This is a genomic window from Sodalis sp. RH24, from assembly GCF_047324145.1.
GTDB lineage: Bacteria > Pseudomonadota > Gammaproteobacteria > Enterobacterales > Enterobacteriaceae > Acerihabitans.
In genome coordinates, this window is sequence record NZ_CP178729.1 from 2,393,436 (window position 1) to 2,411,139 (window position 17,704).

A 17,704-nucleotide genomic window follows, 5' to 3' on the forward strand; every position below is an offset into this window, starting at 1 on the left:
ATTATTCTCCGTGCAGCCGGCGCGCGTCGATCACGTCCGGCAGTTGATTAAGTTTGGACAATACCCGGCCAAGTACCTGCAGGTTATAGATTTCAATATCCATATCGATGGTCGCCAGCTGCTGTTTGATGTCGCTGCGGCTGGCCACGCCCAGCACGTTGACCTTTTCATTGGCCAGGATAGTGGTGATATCGCGCAGCAGGCCGCTGCGATCGTTGGCCACCACCCGCACCACCAGCGAGTAGCCGCTGGAATAACTCTCGCCCCAGACGGCGTCGACAATGCGTTCGGGGGCGTTGGCCTGTAAATCCGCCAATTGCTCGCAGTCCGCGCGGTGAATGGAGATGCCGCGGCCGCGGGTAATGAAACCGGTAATCTCATCGCCGGGGATCGGCTGGCAGCAGCGGGCGATATGGTGCATCAGGTTGCCGACCCCTTCCACCACCACCCGGCCGTTATCCTTCGAGCGCGGCACCGCGGACGGCTTTTGCGTCAGTTGCTTGAGCGCCGCGCGATCCTGCTCTTCCGGGCTGGGCTTGTTCAGCTTGCCCTGCAGGAAGTTAATCATCTGGTTGATGCGCACGTCGCCGCCGCCGATGGACGCCAGCAGCTCGTCGAGGGTATTGACGTTATAGCGCGGCAGCAGCAGCTTTTCGGCTTCCTTGATGCTCAGGCCCAAATGCTCCAGCTCATCGTCCAGCAGCTGGCGGCCGGCCAGGATATTCTTGTCCCGGTCCTGTTTACGGAACCAGTTATGGATCTTCGAGCGCCCGCGGCTGGTGGTGACATATCCCAGGTTGGGATTCAGCCAGTCGCGGCTGGGGTTCGGCTGCTTCTGGGTGATGATCTCCACCTGGTCGCCCATGCGCAGCTGGTAGGTAAAGGGCACGATGCGCCCGCTTATCTTGGCGCCGATGCAGCGGTGTCCGACATCGCTGTGGATATGGTAGGCGAAATCCAGCGGCGTGGAGCCGGCGGGCAAATCGATCACGTCGCCTTTCGGGGTAAAGACATAGACCCGATCGTCGAACACCTGGCTGCGCACTTCGTCGAGGATTTCCCCCGAATCCGCCATTTCTTCCTGCCAGGCCAGCAGCTTGCGCAGCCAGGCGATGCGTTCTTCGTAACCGGAGCGCACGCCGCCGGTGGCGGTGGCGCCTTCCTTGTACTTCCAGTGCGCCGCCACGCCCAGTTCGGCGTCCTCATGCATCTGGCGGGTACGGATCTGGATTTCCAGCGTTTTGCCGCGCGGCCCCAGCACCACGGTGTGAATGGACTGGTAGCCGTTGGGTTTGGGGTTGGCGACGTAATCGTCGAACTCATCGGGCAAATGGCGAAAATGCGTATGGACGATGCCGAGCGCGGCATAACAATCCTGCAGCCGCTCCACCACCACCCGCACGGCGCGCACGTCAAACAGCTCGTCGAACTCCAGCGATTTTTTCTGCATTTTGCGCCAGATGCTGTAGATATGCTTGGGCCGCCCGTAGATATCCGCTTTCAGCCCTTCCTCTTTCATCGCATCGCGCAGCGAGGCGACAAAATCATCGATATACTGCTCACGATCGATGCGCCGCTCATGCAGCAGCTGCGCAATGCGCTTGTACTCGTCCGGATGCAGGTAACGGAAGCAGAAATCCTCCAGTTCCCACTTGAGCTGGCCGATCCCCAGCCGGTTTGCCAGCGGCGCGTAGATATTGGAACTTTCTTTCGCCGCCAGCACCCGCTCGTCCTCAGGGGCGTCCTTCAGTTCGCGCAAATGGGCGATACGCTCGGCAAGCTTGATGACCACGCAGCGGAAATCTTCGACGATGGCCAGCAGCATGCGCCGGACGTTATCCACCTGCTCCGGCGCCATGGAGTCGTTAGTGGTGGCTTTTAACTGGCGGATGGCGTCCATATCGCGCACGCCGTGCACCAGATCGACGATTTTCTTGCCGAACTGCGTCTCGAGCACCGATTCTTCGACCACCTCGCTGTCGGCAAGGGGGAACAGCAGCGCCGCGCACAGGCTGTCGCTGTCCATGCTGAGCATGGACAGGATCTCCACCATCTCGATGCCGCGCCAGAGGATCAGCGCCGCCTCGGGGTGCTCTTTACATTGCTGCTCGCAATAACGCCAGGTTTCGGCCAGCCGCTCACTTGACTGCGGGTTGGAAAGACCCAGACTGGCAACCCAGTCTTCGGGGACAAACTCGCCCGCTGTATTCAAATGCGCACTTCTTACCGCAACCATATCCACTCCCTACTTTGCACAGACGCCGGCATCTTTTACAAACAACGTCATCGATTCAAGATGTCCGCTATGCGGAAACATATCCAGCATAGCCACGCGCGCCGGGACATACCCCGACGCCATCAACACAGTGCTATCCCGCGCAAGTGTTGTGGGGTTACAAGACACATAGACGATACGCCGGGGCGCCCAGGCGGCAATATGGGACATGACGCCCAGGGCGCCGGCACGTGCCGGGTCGAGCAATATTTTATCAAATCCCCGGTTGGCCCAGGGCCGTGTGGTCACGTCCTCTTCCAGATTGTCATGAAAGAAGGTGACGTTATTCAATAAATTCTGTTGTGCATTATATTGCCCATTCGCCACTAGCGCCGCAACCCCTTCCACGCCGATAACCTCGGCGCAGCGTTTGGCCAGCGGCAGGGTAAAGTTACCCATGCCGCAGAACAAATCCAGCACCCGCTCATCCGCCCCGGGCGCCAGCCATTCCAGCGCCAGCGCCACCATGCGGCGGTTAACCTCGGCGTTGACCTGAATGAAATCCCTTGGGCTGAACTGTAGACGCAAATCGTCAATGTGGTATATCGGCGGCTCGCCATGCAGGCATTCCAGCGACTCGCTGTCCGCTGCCAGCCACATCATCACCTGATGGCGCGCGGCGAACTCCAGCAGCCGCCGCCGGTCGCCGTCGTCAAGCACATCAAGATGGCGCAACACCACCAGCGGCCCGTTGTCCGCCATCACCAGTTCCACATGCCCCAGGCGCCTGGCCGCCTTTAGCTGCGCCAGCGCCGCTTTCAACGGCGCCAGCAGTTGCTCCAGGCCCGGGATCAGGATGGGGCAATGGGTAATATCCACCACATCGCTGGACTTCGCCTGGCGATAGCCCATGGCCAGGGAGCGGGACTTTTGGCGGTATTCCAGCCCCAGGCGCGCGCGCCGCCGGTAGCCGTAGGCGTCCGCGCCCACGCGAATGATAGCGCCCGGAATCGCGCCGATTTCCCGCGTCAGCAGCGTGCGCAGCGTGGCGGCCTTGCTTTGCTGTTGCAACGCCTGGCTGATGTGCTGCTGCTGGCATCCGCCGCAAACGCCGAAATGCGGGCAGCGCGGCGCGACCCGCTCCGGGCTGTCGTTTAACCTTTTGGTCACCCGGCCCCGGCTAAACTGGCGTTTGTCCTCGGTGATGCGCACCTCGGCCTGCTCACCCGGCAACAGACCGGGGATAAAAATCGTTTTCCCCTGGAGGCGCGCCACGCCCTGGCCGAAACCATCCAGATCGTGACAGGTCACGGTCAGGGTTTGCTGTGTCGCCACGCGACGGTTTGCAGAGTAGAATTGCGCCATAATTGCTTGTTACAGGTTTCCTGAATAGCCGGGTTATCATTCTCCCATATTGGAACGCTATGACCAAATACAGCTTGCGCGCGCGGATGATGATACTGATTCTGGCGCCGACGTTATTGATCGGTTTGCTGCTAAGCGCATTTTTTGTCGTTCATCGTTATAACGAATTGCAGAATCAGTTGGTGGCTGCCGGCACGAGCATTATCGAACCGCTGGCGGTATCAACCGTCTACGGCATGACCCTTCATGACCGCGACTCGGTGCGCCATCTCGTCAACCTGCTGCATCGCCATCACTCCGATATTGTACGCTCGATAAGCGTGTTCGATGCCAATAATAAACTTTTCGCCACCTCCAACTACCACCAGAATATCAACCAACAGCAGTTGCCGCCGGGCAGTCCGCCGCCCGGCGAACTGACCCTGGCGCGCCTGGGCGGTACGCTTATCATGCGCGCGCCCATCTGGTCGGAGGATGATTTGCCCGACCCGGCAAACCAGGCCGACGCCCGCATCGCGCCGCTGGGCTATATTACCATTGAGCTGGACCTGGATTCGGTACGGTTGCAGCAATATAAAGAAGCCTTTGTCTCGACGCTGCTGCTGCTGCTGTGCCTGTGTATCGCCATGCTGTTCGCCTATCGCCTGATGCGCGATGTTACCGGCCCCATCCGCAATATGGTCAGCACGGTCGATCGCATCCGGCGCGGCCAGCTCGACAGCCGGGTGGAGGGGTATATGCTCGGTGAGCTGGATATGCTGAAAAACGGCATCAACTCAATGGCCATGTCGCTGACGGCATATCATGAGGAAATGCAGCAGAATATCGATCAGGCCACCTCGGACCTGCGCGAAACCCTGGAGCAGATGGAGATCCAGAACGTCGAGCTGGATCTGGCTAAAAAACGCGCCCAGGAGGCGGTGCGCATCAAATCGGAATTCCTGGCCAATATGTCCCACGAACTGCGCACCCCGCTTAACGGCGTCATCGGTTTTACCCGGCAGACGTTAAAAACGCCGCTGTCGCCGACGCAGCGGGATTACCTGCAGACCATAGAACGTTCGGGCAATAACCTGCTTAGCATTATTAACGATGTGCTGGATTTTTCCAAACTGGAAGCCGGCAAGCTGCTGCTGGAGGCCATTCCGTTCGCGCTGCGCGCCACCCTGGATGAGGTGATTGTCCTGCTGGCGCAGACCGCCCATGAGAAGGGACTGGAGATTACTCTGAACGTGCAGCAGGATGTGCCGGACGGCGTGGTGGGCGATCCCCTGCGCCTGCAGCAGGTCATTACCAACCTGTTGGGCAACGCCATCAAGTTTACCGAACAGGGCAATATCGATATCCGCATCGAAAAACACGGCACCGGGAACCATCAAATGGAGCTGGAGGTGCAGATCCACGATACCGGGATCGGCATCGCCGAACGTCAGCAGTCGCAGCTGTTCCAGGCGTTTCGCCAGGCGGACGCCAGCATTACCCGCCGCCACGGCGGCACCGGCCTGGGGCTGGTGATTACCCAGAAACTGATCAAGGAAATGGGCGGCGATATCAATTTCCACAGCCAGGTCGACCGCGGCTCGTCCTTTTGGTTTCATATCCCCCTGCAGTTGAGCGGGGCCGACGGCGCGCCGGATTATGCCCATCTGCGCGATAAAAGCCTGGCGTTTGTCGAAGCCAACCCCGCCGCCGCCCAGGCGACGCTGGATATGCTGCGCGCCACGCCGCTGACGGTCAGTTTCAGTCCGACGCTTACGCAACTGCCGGCGGGGCACTATGATATTTTGCTTATCGGCAAACCGGTGACGCAGCGCCTCTCGTTAATCGATATCAAGCGCGAGCTGACTGAAGCCGCCGGGATTGCCGGCTGCGTGATCCTGGCCTTGCCCAGCCCCGCCATGGTGGAGGCTGAGCAGATCAAACGCATGGGCGCCTGTGCCTGCCTGGCGAAGCCGGTCTCCGCCAACCGGTTTTTACCCTTGCTGCGCGCGCGGCCGCGGCCCGTGGTAAGCCAAGTCACGCCGCCCCGCGCCGCGCGCCTGCCGCTGACCGTCATGGCGGTGGATGACAATCCGGCCAACCTGAAGCTTATCGGCGCGCTGCTGCAAGAGCAGGTGGAACACACCATTTTATGCCAAAACGCCCGCGAAGCGCTGGCCTACGCCGACGGGCATCCGCTGGATCTGATCCTGATGGATATCCAGATGCCGGAAATTGACGGCCTGCGCGCGGCCGAGCTGATGCGGCAGTTGCCGCGCCACGCGCAAACGCCCATCGTGGCGGTTACCGCCCATACGCTGGGCAATGAGCGGGAAAAACTGCTTGAGGCCGGCATGGATGATTACCTGGCCAAACCCATCGACGAAAACATATTGCAGCGGCTGCTGGCGCGTTATGGCGCCGAAGAGGTACGCCGCTCGCCGCACGCGCAGACGGCGGACGCGACCGCGGAGCAGGACAATCAGGACGCCACCCTGGATTGGCAGTTGGCGCTGCGCCAGGCCGCCGACAAACCGGATTTGGCCCAAGACCTGCTGGGGATGCTGGTCAGCTTTTTAATCGAGGTAAAACAACGGGTGACCGCCGTGGTAAACGGCGTCGAGGACCCGCATATCGGTGAGCTGGTGCACAAACTGCACGGCAGTTGCAGCTACAGCGGCGTGCCCAGGCTCAGGCGGCTCTGCGCCGATATCGAACGCCAACTGCGCGCGGGCGCGCCGCTGGCGGCGCTAGAGCCGGAGTGGCTGGAAATGCTGGATGAAATTGAAAATGTCACCCTGGCGTCCGCGCCTTTTCTTACGGCTTAGGCGTCGCCGGCCAGGCCGCGCAAAAAAAAAGAGTGGCCGCCGTGAAGCTGCGCCACCCTTTACCCCGGCGTTTAGCCGGCGTCTTGTAAATCAGGCCATCTCGCGGGCCAGCTTGATGGTAGCCGCGATATTGCGCGCGGTCATGCGCACATTGGCGGCGGCGTTTTCCAGCGCGTCCTCCAGCGTGCAGATTTCATATAACACGCTGAACACCGCGTCCAGGCCGTGCTGATGCACCACCCCCACGTCGGCGGTCAGGCTGCCGGCGATGCCGATCACCGGCTTGTTATAGCGTTTGGCGACCAGCGCCACCCCAATCGGCACTTTACCGTGGATGGTCTGGCTGTCGATGCGCCCTTCCCCGGTGATCACCAGGGTAGCGTCCCTGACCAGGGCATCCAGTCCCAGCGCCTCGGTAACGATTTCGATACCTTTGCGCAGCTCCGCGCCGCAAAACGCCTGTAAACCGGCGCCCATGCCGCCGGCCGCGCCCGCGCCGGGGATATGTTCGACATCTTTATCCAAATCGCGTTTGATAATGGCGGCATAATGCCCAAGCGAGGCGTCAAGTTGCCGGATCATGGCAGGCGTCGCGCCTTTCTGCGGGCCGAATATCGCCGTGGCGCCCTCATCGCCGGTCAGGGGATTGGTGACGTCGCAGGCCACCTCGAAACGGCATTCCCTGATGCGCGGATCCAGATGGGTAATATCGATACGCGCCAGCTTATCCAGCTCGCCGCCGCCGTAACCGATCTGTTGACCCTGCGCGTCGAGCAGCCCGCCGCCCAGCGCCTGCACCATGCCGGCGCCGCCGTCGTTGGTGGCGCTGCCGCCGATGCCGATAATGCAATGTTTAACGCCGTGATCCAGTGCGCAGCGGATCAGCTCGCCGGTGCCGAAAGAGGTGGTTAACAGCGGATTGCGGTCGCAGGCGCGCACCAATTCCAGCCCGCTGGCGGCGGCCATTTCGATAAACGCGGTTTGTTTATCGCCGGACAGGCCGAAAAAGCCGTCCACCTGGTCGCCAAGGGGGCCGGTGACCCTGACCTTGACGATTTCTCCCCCGGTGGCCGCCACCATGGCCTCCACGGTGCCCTCACCGCCATCCGCCACCGGCAATTTGACGTAATGGGCATCGGGAAACACGTCACGAAATCCCTGTTCGATCTGCGTTGCGACCTCCAAGGCAGACAAACTTTCTTTGTAAGAATCCGGTGCGATTACTATCTTCATAGACTACCTGCGCCTGTTGAGCTGAAGCCGGCAAAATAGCTATTTTGCCGCCTCGCAGGGCGCCGGTCCGGCGCCCGACCAATTTATTGCCGCTTAACTTCAATCTTGGCCAATTTTTCATAATAACAAGCCAGGGCGCTGTGATCCGCATTGCCCAAATCGTCTTGCTTCAGGGCCTGCATCATTTCCATTACCACCGCGGTTAACGGCAGTTGCGCGCCGACGCCATGCGACGTATCCAGGGCATTGGCCAGATCCTTGATATGCAAGTCAATGCGGAAACCCGGCTTGAAGTTGCGATCCAATACCATCGGCGCCTTGGCTTCCAGCACCGTGCTGCCCGCCAGTCCGCCGCGAATGGCCTGGAATACTTTTTCCGGGTCGACGCCGGCCTTGGTTGCCAGCACCAGCGCTTCCGACATGGCGGCGATATTCAGCGCCACGATCACCTGGTTGGCCAGTTTAGTGACGTTACCGGCGCCGATATCACCGGTATGCACCACGGAAGCCGCCATGGCCTTCAGCAGTTCAAAGCTCTTGTCGAATAAAGCCTTATCACCGCCGACCATCACGGACAGGGTGCCTTCGATGGCTTTGGGCTCGCCGCCGCTGACCGGGGCATCAAGCATGTCGATGCCTTTTTCCGCCAGGGCGGCGGCGATTTCGCGGCTGGCCAACGGCGCGATGGAGCTCATATCAATGACCAGGGTACCGGCTTTGGCGCCTTCTACCACGCCGTTTTCACCCAGCACCACTTCTTTAACATGCGGAGAGTTCGGCAGCATGGTGATAATGATATCGGTTTGTTCGGCCACGGCCTTCGCCGTGTCGGCTGAGGTGGCTCCGGCCGCAACCACTTCCGCTACCGCTTCGGTATTGCGATCCAGTACCACTAATGAGTAACCCGCTTTCAGCAGGTTTTTGCTCATTGGTTTTCCCATGATGCCCAAGCCAATAAATCCAATTTTCATTACTATTACCTCTTAACGCTTGCTATAAAAAGTGTAGGGCGCGTCAGACGCGCCATGTCAGTTATTTTTTAAATTTGTCGGCCAGCGCCTGGGTGCCGCCGCGGAATACGCCGAGATCGCTGCCGACCGCAACGAAGGTGGCGCCCCACTCCAGATAACGGCGGGCGTCGGCTTCCACCGGCGCCAGGATGCCGCTCGGCTTGCCATGGGCCTTGGCGCGGGCAAAAATATGGCGGATGACGCTTTGCACCGCTTCATGGCCCGGCTGTCCCAGGTAACCCAGCGCCGCGGACAAATCGCCCGGGCCGACAAAGATACCGTCGACGCCGTCCACAGCGGCGATGGCGTCGATATTGTCCACGCCTTCCTGGCTTTCGATCTGCACCAGCACGGTGATATTGTCATTGATGGTGGCGTTATAGTCCGGCACGGTGCCAAACATATTGGAACGATGGGAAACCGACACGCCGCGGATGCCGGCGGGTGGATACCGGGTGGAGGATACCGCGCGCAGGGCCTGCTCTTCGGTTTCGACAAACGGGATCAGGAAATTATAAAAACCAATATCCAGCAGGCGTTTGATAATCACCGGCTCATTGGTTGGCGGACGCACCACCGGCGCGCTGTGGCTGCCCTTAAGCGCCATCAACTGCGGAACAAACGTGCCGACGTCATTAGGTGCGTGCTCACCGTCCAGTACCAGCCAGTCGAATCCCGCCAGGCCCAACACTTCCGTGGTAATGGGATTTGCCAGCGCGCACCAGCACCCAATCTGGGTTTCCCCCTGAAGTAACCCCTGGCGAAAACGGTTAGGCAGTAGTGGAGTGTTCATAATTTACCTCTATGCAATGAAACAGAAAGTAGCGGGCCCCAAAACGCCGGGCCCGCGATATCAGGATTTAACCAGCACCAGTCGCTTGATTTCGCCGACCACCACCAGGTAGCACAGCATGGCCGCCAGGGCGGAACAGCCGACAAAGATCAGCGCGGCGTTGAATGAATGCAATTCCTTGACCATATAACCGATAGCCAGCGGCGTAACGATGGAAGCCACGTTGCCGAACACATTGAATATGCCGCCGCACAGGCCGATCACTTCTTTCGGCGCGGTATCGGAAATCACCGGCCAGCCCAGGGCGCCGAAGCCTTTGCCGAAGAACGCCAGCGCCATCAGCGCCACCACGATGACCGTATTGTTGGTGTAGTTGCACAGGATAATGCTGGTGGCCAGCAGCATGCCCACGACGATCGGTATCTTACGTGCCACGGTCAGCGAGTGGCCGCGCTTGATCAGAATATCGGAAACCACGCCGCCCAGGACGCCGCCGGCAAAACCGAACAACGCCGGGATCGAGGCAATCAGGCCCACTTTCAGGATGGACATGCCCTTATCCTGCACCAGGTAAATCGGGAACCAGGTCAGGAAGAACCAAGTAATACTGTTGATGAAATACTGGCCGAAAAATACGCCGAGCATCATGCGGTTGGTCAGCATCTGTTTGACATAATCCCAGCGCGGGCCGTCTTTTTTACCGTCTCTCGGCGTGTCCATATCGACCATGGCGCCGCCGGCGGCGATGTAATCCAGCTCCTGCTGCGAAACGCGGGGGTGTTTATTCGGGTTTTGAATATATTTGATCCACACCATCGTCATGATGAAACCCAGCACGCCCATGACGGTGAAGACATGTTCCCATCCCCAGGCATAGGTCAGCCAGCCCAGGATGGGAGAAAATATCGCCAGGGCGAAATACTGCGCCGAGTTAAAAATCGCCGACGCGGTGCCGCGTTCAATGGTGGGGAACCAGGCGGCGACGATGCGCGCATTGGCCGGGAAAGACGGCGCCTCGGAGAAACCCAGCATAAAGCGCAGGATAAACAGCGTCATCGCCGCGTAAGCCACCGGGAAAAAGCCGACGAATCCCTGCAGCAGCGTAAACAGCGACCAGAAAAACAGGCTGTAGGTATAAACGCGTTTGGACCCGAAACGGTCCAGCAGCCAGCCGCCGGGAATTTGCATAATAAGGTAAGCCCAGCCAAACGCGGCGAATATCTGCCCCATTTGCCCGGCGTCCAGCCCCAGCGTCTTGGCGACATCGGAACCGGCAATGGACAGGGTTGCCCGATCGGCGTAGTTAACCGCGGTGACCAGGAAGATAATTAATAAAATCACATAACGAACATGTGTTTTTGTTCTACTTGAAACCAGAGGTGTCGTGCTCATTGAATACGCTCTAATCAGGCGATAAACTTCGGGAACACAAAAAATCATTACCACACTATTTTTTGCGTTGCGCTTTTTTATCGTGAGTTAATATTTTCTCGTAAGAGTCTTTTTATTTCACCGGTAGGCCGGTTGGTGTCTTATTTAACTGACCTGCATAGTATAAAAACCATCGTGAAAAATGGCACTGTGCATAAGCACAACAATTAAGCCTAAAATAACCGATTTTTTGGACATGAGCACGTGAAAGCACGACGGTCGTCACGTTATTTTTTGGCGTGGATTCTGCCGCGAATGAAGGGTGACCTTTATCACATTATACTGAACATATGACAAATAAATCCCGGGTATAGCCGCTATAAAATCGTGCATTTGCACAATGAGAAGTGCCCCTATTCCGCATATAATATCCTCATCACCCGTATTGTTATCCTGGCTGAACGCTGGTTCGGGTTATAACAACAGATTAGTATTTGCGGAGACGTTTATGTCATCAACAATAATGACCAATGCGGAAAAGGCATTGTATATCAAAGTTCACGTCGACGATAACGTCGCGATTATCGTGAACAATAATGGTTTGCCGGCCGGCACTCAATTCGCGGACGGCTTGAAATTAATCGAGCATGTTCCGCAAGGGCATAAAGTCGCCCTGCGCGATATCGCTATCGGCGGCGATATCGTCCGTTATGGCGAAGTGATTGGCTATGCCTTGCGTGAAATCAAACAGGGCAGCTGGATTGATGAATCGCTGGTCGAGATGCCCAAGGCCCCGGCGCTGGAAACCCTGCCGCTGGCCACCAAGGTCCCGCCGACGTTGCCGCCGCTGGAGGGCTATACCTTCGAAGGATACCGGAATGCCGACGGCAGCGTCGGCACTAAAAACCTGCTGGGCATTACCACCAGCGTACAATGCGTGGCCGGCGTGGTTGAATACGTGGTGAAACTGATTGAACGCGATCTGTTGCCAAAATACCCCAACGTCGACGGCGTGGTCGGGCTAAGCCATCTGTACGGCTGCGGCGTGGCCATTAATGCGCCCGCCGCGGTGGTGCCGATTCGCACCATCCATAATATCTCCCTCAACCCGAATTTCGGCGGCGAAATCATGGTGATCGGCCTGGGCTGCGAAAAATTGCCGCCCGAACGCCTGCTGGCCGGTACCGAGGATCAAATTCCCATCGCGGTGGAACGCCCGGGGGTGAGCATCACCCGTCTCCAGGACGAAAAACACGTGGGCTTCAAGTCCATGGTGGATGATATTCTGCAGGTAGCGGAAGATCATCTGCAGCGTCTGAACACCCGCCAGCGTCAAACCTGCCCGGTATCCGATCTGGTGGTGGGCACGCAGTGCGGCGGCAGCGATGCGTTCTCCGGCGTAACCGCCAATCCGGCGGTGGGCTTTGCCTCCGATCTGCTGGTGCGCTGCGGCGCGACGGTGATGTTTTCGGAAGTGACCGAAGTGCGCGACGCCATCCACCTGCTGACGCCGCGGGCGGCTGACGAACAGGTGGGACGCCGGTTGCTGGAGGAAATGGCCTGGTATGATAATTACCTTGACGATGGTAAAAGCGATCGCAGCGCCAATACCACCCCGGGCAATAAAAAAGGCGGTTTGGCCAATATTGTTGAGAAATCGCTCGGTTCCATCGCCAAATCAGGCACCAGCGCCATTGTGGAGGTGCTCTCCCCCGGCCAGCGTCCGACGAAAAAGGGGCTGATTTTCGCCGCCACCCCCGCCAGTGATTTTATTTGCGGTACCCAGCAGCTTGCCTCCGGCATCACCATACAGGTATTTACCACCGGGCGCGGCACACCCTATGGTTTGGTGGCCGTGCCGGTGATCAAGATGGCGACGCGCGACGCGCTGGCCGACCGCTGGTTTGATTTGATGGATATCAGCGCCGGTTCCATCGCCACCGGCAGGGCAACCATTGAAGACGTGGGCTGGCAATTGTTTGAACTGATCCTGGATATCGCCAGCGGCCGCAAAAAAACCTGGTCCGATCAATGGGGCATTCATAACGCCCTGTCGGTATTCAACCCGGCGCCGGTGACCTGATTACCCTTACCACCACTGAACCACCCTTTGCTATGTGTGAATGAACTTTGATAGGTTGGCCGGGAATCGCTCCCGGCCTTTTTTTTTACCCCAGGATTAGCCTGCGGCTGTCGCCACGGCGCCCACGCCCAAGGCGGACCGGGGCGCCGCCCAGCGCTAGCGCACCAGCGCCGGACGTTTATTATCGAAGCGCCAATTGGGGATCAGGTATTGCATGGCGATGCCGTCGTCACGCGCGCCAAGGCCATGTTGCTGATAGAGCGCATTGCCCTTCATCAGTTGATCCCTATCCAGTTCAATACCGAGCCCCGGTTTTTCCGGCACCTTGACTTTACCGCCGACGATTTGCAGCGGCTCCCTGGTCAGGCGCTGGTCCCCTTCCTGCCAGATCCAGTGGGTATCGATGGCGGTGATGTTTCCCGGCGCGGCGGCCGCCACGTGGGTGAACATCGCCAGCGAAATATCGAAATGATTGTTGGAATGCGAGCCCCAGGTCAGGCCCCATTCGTGGCACAGCTGCGCCACCCGTACCGACCCCTGCATTGTCCAGAAGTGCGGATCGGCTAAGGGAATGTCCACCGATTGCAGCGCCAGGGTATGCCCCATTTGCCGCCAGTCGGTGGCGATCATATTGGTGGCGGTGGGCAGGCCGGTGGCGCGCTTGAACTCCGCCATCACCTCGCGGCCGGAAAAGCCCTGCTCGGCGCCGCAGGGATCCTCGGCATAGGCCAGCACCCCGCGCAGCTGTTTGCCCAGGGCGATAGCTTCGGCGAGCGACCAGGCGCCGTTGGGGTCCAGGGTGATGCGCGCCTGGGGAAAACGCGCCGCAAGGGCGGTAACCGCCGCGGCTTCCTCCTGCCCGGCCAGCACCCCGCCCTTGAGCTTGAAATCATTAAAACCGTATTTTTCATAGGCGGATTCGGCCAGGCGCACCACCGCCTCCGGCGTCAGCGCCTGTTCATGCCGCAGCCGATACCAATCGCAGGTCTCATCCGCCTGGCTGCGGTAAGGTAAATCGGTACGCAGGCGATCGCCGATATAAAACAGGTAGCCGAGCATTTCCACCTCGTCGCGCTGTTGCCCCTCGCCCAGCAGCGCCGCCACCGGCACTTCCAGGAACTGGCCCAGCAGGTCAAGCATCGCCGCCTCGATGCCGGTGACGACATGAATGGTAATGCGCAAATCGAACGTCTGCTGGCCCCGGCCGGCGACATCCCGATCGGCGTATTGCCGGCGCACGGCGCTCATGACATTTTTATATTCGCCCAGGGGCTGGCCGACCACCAGCGCGGCGGCGTCCTCCAGGGTCTGGCGTATTTTTTCTCCGCCTGGGATTTCACCCACGCCGGTATGCCCGGCGTTGTCGGTAAGAATAACGATATTGCGGGTGAAAAACGGGCCATGGGCGCCGCTGAGGTTAAGCAACATGCTGTCATGGCCGGCAACCGGGATGACTTGCATCGTGGTGATAACAGGAGTCATATTTTTTCCTTGGCAAAGGGCACAATACGGAGACGGAGAACCGTCGCAAACGGAAACGCTGGCATGACTATAACGTCATGGCAAGCCCCTGACATTATGCAGATGCATAAGCCTTGACGAAGAATCTGGACTGAAATTGCCGTTTTAATGACCTGCCGTGAGCCATCTCACTAATCGGGATTATTTTATGTGACCCCGATCCTGAAACGGCAAAAATAATAACTTCTTGAAATGAAACACCATTTTAAAAAAGGACCGACAGTCGATTGCAATGATATGTTATACCGATCACAAGTTTCCCTGGATCTTCGACCCAGGTCACACCGCCCTGTTCGTTCGCCTTAAAACCCCTTGTTTTGCCACTTTTCATTCAGTCATCAGCACAATGTACAGCCAACCCCTTCCCCTTATACTCAGCTCTTGCTTACCCGTGCCGGAAGTCATCGGCCACAAAAATGTCAGCGCTACCATAAGACGATAATAGCTATAAAGCAACGCGGGACGCCCTACCCACGTACCCGATATCCCGATCACATTCCCCTACCGGGAAGAGGAATCATGGCCGAAAACTCAATTTCCGTCGCCACCCACAAAACCCGCTCCAGGTTTTGGATCCTGGCAATCCTGTTTATCATCAGTACGGTTAATTACGCCGACCGTTCCACCCTGTCCATTGCCGGTCCACACGTCGCCGCCGACCTGGGGCTCGACCCGCTGCAAATGGGCTATATCTTCTCGGCGTTCGGCTGGGCTTATACCCTGGCGCAGCTGCCGGGCGGCTGGCTGCTGGATCGGTTTGGTTCAAAAATCATCTATGGCGCCGCCATTCTGATCTGGTCGATATTTACCTTTATGCAGGGGTTTGTGCACTTCTTCGCCTCCGCGGCGATGATGCTGTTTATCCTGCGCTTTATGGTCGGGTTCGCCGAGGCGCCGGTGATGCCGGCCAACAGCCGCATCGTCTCCGCCTGGTTCCCGGTCAGGGAACGCGGCACCGCCTCGGCGATATTTAATATTTCCCAGTATGCCGCGCTGGTGATCTTCAATCCGCTGTTGGGATGGATTACCCAGGAAGTAAGCTGGGAATACGTATTTATCGTCATGGGCGTGGTGGGCGTGGTGCTGTCCCTGGTCTGGTTCAAGACCATGTACAGCCCGCTCGACCACCCGAAGGTCAGCAAGCAGGAGCTGGAGTATATCCGCGCCGGCGGCGGCCTGGTGGATATGGATAACGCGGCGGCCCACCAGAAAACCGAGGCCGGACCGCAGATGGGGTATATCAAGCAGCTGCTTTCCAGCCGGATGCTGCTGGGTATTTACCTGGCCAACTATTGCGTTAACGCCATCACCTGGTTCTTCTTGTCCTGGTTCCCCATCTATCTGGTGAAGGGACGCGGCATGTCCATCCTGCAGGCCGGTTTTGTCGCCGCGCTGCCGGCGATCTGCGGCTGTATCGGCGGCGTGCTCGGCGGTATTTTCTCCGATTATCTGCTTAACAAAGGATTTTCGCTGTCGGTGGCGCGCAAGACGCCGATCATTATCGGCATGCTGATGTGCACCAGTATGGTGATTTGCAACTACACCACTTCCGACGTGGTGGTGGTGGCGGCCATGTCGCTGGCGTTCTTCGGCAAAGGCATCGGCGCGCTGGGCTGGACGGTCAACGCGGACACCGCGCCGAAAGAAATCGTCGGCCTGAGCGGCGGCGTACTGAACCTGGTGACGCAAATCGGCGCCATCACCACGCCGATTGTCATCGGTTATATCCTGAATAAAACCGGATCCTTTGACGGCGCCCTGATTTATGTCGCCGCCAACGGCCTGGTGGTGATTTTGAGTTATCTGTTTATCGTGGGCAAGATTCAACGCCTGGTGCTTAAGCCGCTGACGGCGTAAGGTTTTTTTGACATAGCAGTTTGCAACCGCAGGAGTAGGGAATGGATCACAGCGATTTTAACGGTGCGCCGACGGTGACCGCCATGCAGGTTATCCCGGTCGCGGGCCATGACAGCATGCTGATGAATATCGGCGGCGCCCACGGCGCCTATTTTACCCGCAATATTGTCATCCTTACCGACAATGCCGGGCATACCGGCGTCGGCGAGGCCCCGGGCGGCGAGGTGATTTTAAACACGCTGCAGGCCGCCCGGCAACGGGTGGTGGGCCAGCCGCTGGCGACGCTTAACCGCATCGTGCACGACGTGCACCAGGGGCATGTCAGCAACGATTTTGATTCTTTCGCCCAGGGCGCCTGGACCTTTGAACTGCGGGTAAACGCGGTGGCCGCTCTCGAGGCCGCGCTGCTGGATCTGATGGGCCAACATCTCGGCGTGCCGGTGGCGGAGCTGCTCGGTCCTGGTAAGCAGCGCGACAGCGTGCCTGTGCTGGGCTATTTGTTTTATGTCGGCGACAGGAGCCTGACCGACCTGCCCTATCAGGCCGGGCCCAGCCGGCCGTCCCATGACTGGTACCGGCTGCGCCGCGAGACGGCCATGACCACCGACGCCCTGGTGCGCCAGGCGGAAGCCGCGCAGGATCGTTATGGCTTCAAGGATTTCAAACTCAAGGGCGGCGTGCTGGCCGGCGCCAGCGAAATAGAGACCGTGACGGCGCTGGCCAGGCGGTTTCCGGACGCGCGTATTACCATCGACCCCAACGGCGCCTGGTCGCTTAGGGAAGCCATCGATTTGTGCCAGGATATGCGCGGCGTGCTGGCCTATGCCGAGGACCCCTGCGGCGCCGAGCAGGGCTTTTCCGGGCGCGAGGTGATGGCGGAATTCAAACGGGCCACCGGGCTGCCGGTGGCGACCAATATGATTGCCACCAACTGGCGCGAGCTAAACCACGCGGTACAGCTTAACGCCATTGATATTCCGCTGGCCGACCCGCATTTCTGGACCCTGCAGGGCGCGATACGCGTGGCGCAGCTGTGCGATGAATGGGGCCTGACCTGGGGCTGTCATTCCAATAACCATTTTGATATTTCGCTGGCGATGTTTATCCATGTCGGCGCGGCCGCGCCGGGCAAGCCCACCGCGCTGGATACCCACTGGATTTGGCAGGAAGGCGAGCATCTGACCAAAGAACCGCTGCAAATCGTCGACGGCGCGATCACACTCAACGGTAAACCGGGGCTCGGCGTGGAAATCGATATGGCGCAAATCGAACGGCAGCATGAGCTTTACAAGCGCATGCCGTCCGGCGCGCGCAATGACGCGCAGGCGATGCAGTATCTGATTCCCGGCTGGACCTTTGACCGGAAACGGCCGGCGATGCTGCGTTAACCCATCCAGGGTACGGCCGGCCGTACCCTGAGTTTGCCGGCGACATGGGGTGGGCCGCGGA

At 59.0% G+C, this 17,704-nt stretch carries 11 protein-coding genes; 4 read left to right on the plus strand and 7 right to left on the minus strand.

Annotated features, from left to right (window positions below):
- Position 1: 1 nt before the first annotated feature.
- Positions 2–2,236 (minus strand): GTP diphosphokinase, encoded by a 2,235-nt coding sequence (gene relA, locus ACL2XG_RS11060; protein WP_410016358.1) that lies wholly within the window; start codon positions 2,234–2,236, stop codon positions 2–4.
- 9 nt (positions 2,237–2,245) lie between these two features.
- On the minus strand, positions 2,246–3,580 hold the full coding sequence (gene rlmD / locus ACL2XG_RS11065; RefSeq protein WP_413722165.1) for a 23S rRNA (uracil(1939)-C(5))-methyltransferase RlmD: 1,335 nt from the start codon (positions 3,578–3,580) through the stop codon (positions 2,246–2,248).
- Positions 3,581–3,639: 59 nt separating this feature from the next.
- Here rlmD and barA point away from each other — a divergent pair, with 59 nt between their 5' ends.
- On the plus strand, positions 3,640–6,387 hold the full coding sequence (barA, locus tag ACL2XG_RS11070) for a two-component sensor histidine kinase BarA (protein ID WP_413722164.1): 2,748 nt from the start codon (positions 3,640–3,642) through the stop codon (positions 6,385–6,387).
- A 90-nt stretch (positions 6,388–6,477) separates the two neighbouring features.
- Here the strand turns inward: barA and ACL2XG_RS11075 are convergent, their stop codons facing one another.
- From ACL2XG_RS11075 to ACL2XG_RS11090, 4 genes are all read right to left on the minus strand, one after another.
- Positions 6,478–7,620, minus strand: coding sequence for a glycerate kinase (locus ACL2XG_RS11075; protein ID WP_410016361.1), 1,143 nt, complete (start codon positions 7,618–7,620; stop codon positions 6,478–6,480).
- Between the two features lie 83 nt (positions 7,621–7,703).
- Positions 7,704–8,597, minus strand: a complete 894-nt coding sequence (gene garR, locus ACL2XG_RS11080) for a 2-hydroxy-3-oxopropionate reductase (protein ID WP_410016615.1) — start codon at positions 8,595–8,597, stop codon at positions 7,704–7,706.
- A gap of 55 nt (positions 8,598–8,652) precedes the next feature.
- Complete coding sequence (gene garL / locus ACL2XG_RS11085) at positions 8,653–9,423, minus strand: 2-dehydro-3-deoxyglucarate aldolase (protein WP_410016362.1); 771 nt, start codon at positions 9,421–9,423, stop codon at positions 8,653–8,655.
- Between the two features lie 60 nt (positions 9,424–9,483).
- Positions 9,484–10,815, minus strand: coding sequence for an MFS transporter (locus ACL2XG_RS11090; RefSeq protein WP_410016363.1), 1,332 nt, complete (start codon positions 10,813–10,815; stop codon positions 9,484–9,486).
- Positions 10,816–11,302: 487 nt separating this feature from the next.
- Between ACL2XG_RS11090 and garD the strand changes: the two genes are divergently transcribed.
- Positions 11,303–12,877, plus strand: a complete 1,575-nt coding sequence (gene garD, locus ACL2XG_RS11095) for a galactarate dehydratase (RefSeq protein WP_410016364.1) — start codon at positions 11,303–11,305, stop codon at positions 12,875–12,877.
- 156 nt (positions 12,878–13,033) lie between these two features.
- Here garD and gudD read toward each other — a convergent pair whose 3' ends face one another.
- Entirely contained in the window at positions 13,034–14,359 is a 1,326-nt protein-coding gene (gene gudD, locus ACL2XG_RS11100; protein WP_413722163.1) for a glucarate dehydratase, read from the minus strand.
- A gap of 558 nt (positions 14,360–14,917) precedes the next feature.
- Here gudD and ACL2XG_RS11105 point away from each other — a divergent pair.
- Together ACL2XG_RS11105 and ACL2XG_RS11110 are read left to right on the plus strand one after the other, a co-directional pair.
- Entirely contained in the window at positions 14,918–16,255 is a 1,338-nt protein-coding gene (locus ACL2XG_RS11105) for an MFS transporter (RefSeq protein ID WP_410016366.1), read from the plus strand.
- Between the two features lie 41 nt (positions 16,256–16,296).
- Entirely contained in the window at positions 16,297–17,643 is a 1,347-nt protein-coding gene (locus tag ACL2XG_RS11110; protein WP_413722162.1) for an enolase C-terminal domain-like protein, read from the plus strand.
- The last annotated feature ends 61 nt before the right edge of the window (positions 17,644–17,704 follow it).

Coding starts and splice junctions, on each gene's coding strand:
- relA (WP_410016358.1), bottom strand. CDS start 2,236: ATGGTTGCGGTAAGAAGTGCGCATTTGAATACAGCGGGCGAGTTTGTC.
- rlmD (WP_413722165.1), bottom strand. CDS start 3,580: ATGGCGCAATTCTACTCTGCAAACCGTCGCGTGGCGACACAGCAAACC.
- barA (WP_413722164.1), top strand. CDS start 3,640: ATGACCAAATACAGCTTGCGCGCGCGGATGATGATACTGATTCTGGCG.
- ACL2XG_RS11075 (WP_410016361.1), bottom strand. CDS start 7,620: ATGAAGATAGTAATCGCACCGGATTCTTACAAAGAAAGTTTGTCTGCC.
- garL (WP_410016362.1), bottom strand. CDS start 9,423: ATGAACACTCCACTACTGCCTAACCGTTTTCGCCAGGGGTTACTTCAG.
- ACL2XG_RS11090 (WP_410016363.1), bottom strand. CDS start 10,815: ATGAGCACGACACCTCTGGTTTCAAGTAGAACAAAAACACATGTTCGT.
- garD (WP_410016364.1), top strand. CDS start 11,303: ATGTCATCAACAATAATGACCAATGCGGAAAAGGCATTGTATATCAAA.
- gudD (WP_413722163.1), bottom strand. CDS start 14,359: ATGACTCCTGTTATCACCACGATGCAAGTCATCCCGGTTGCCGGCCAT.
- ACL2XG_RS11105 (WP_410016366.1), top strand. CDS start 14,918: ATGGCCGAAAACTCAATTTCCGTCGCCACCCACAAAACCCGCTCCAGG.
- ACL2XG_RS11110 (WP_413722162.1), top strand. CDS start 16,297: ATGGATCACAGCGATTTTAACGGTGCGCCGACGGTGACCGCCATGCAG.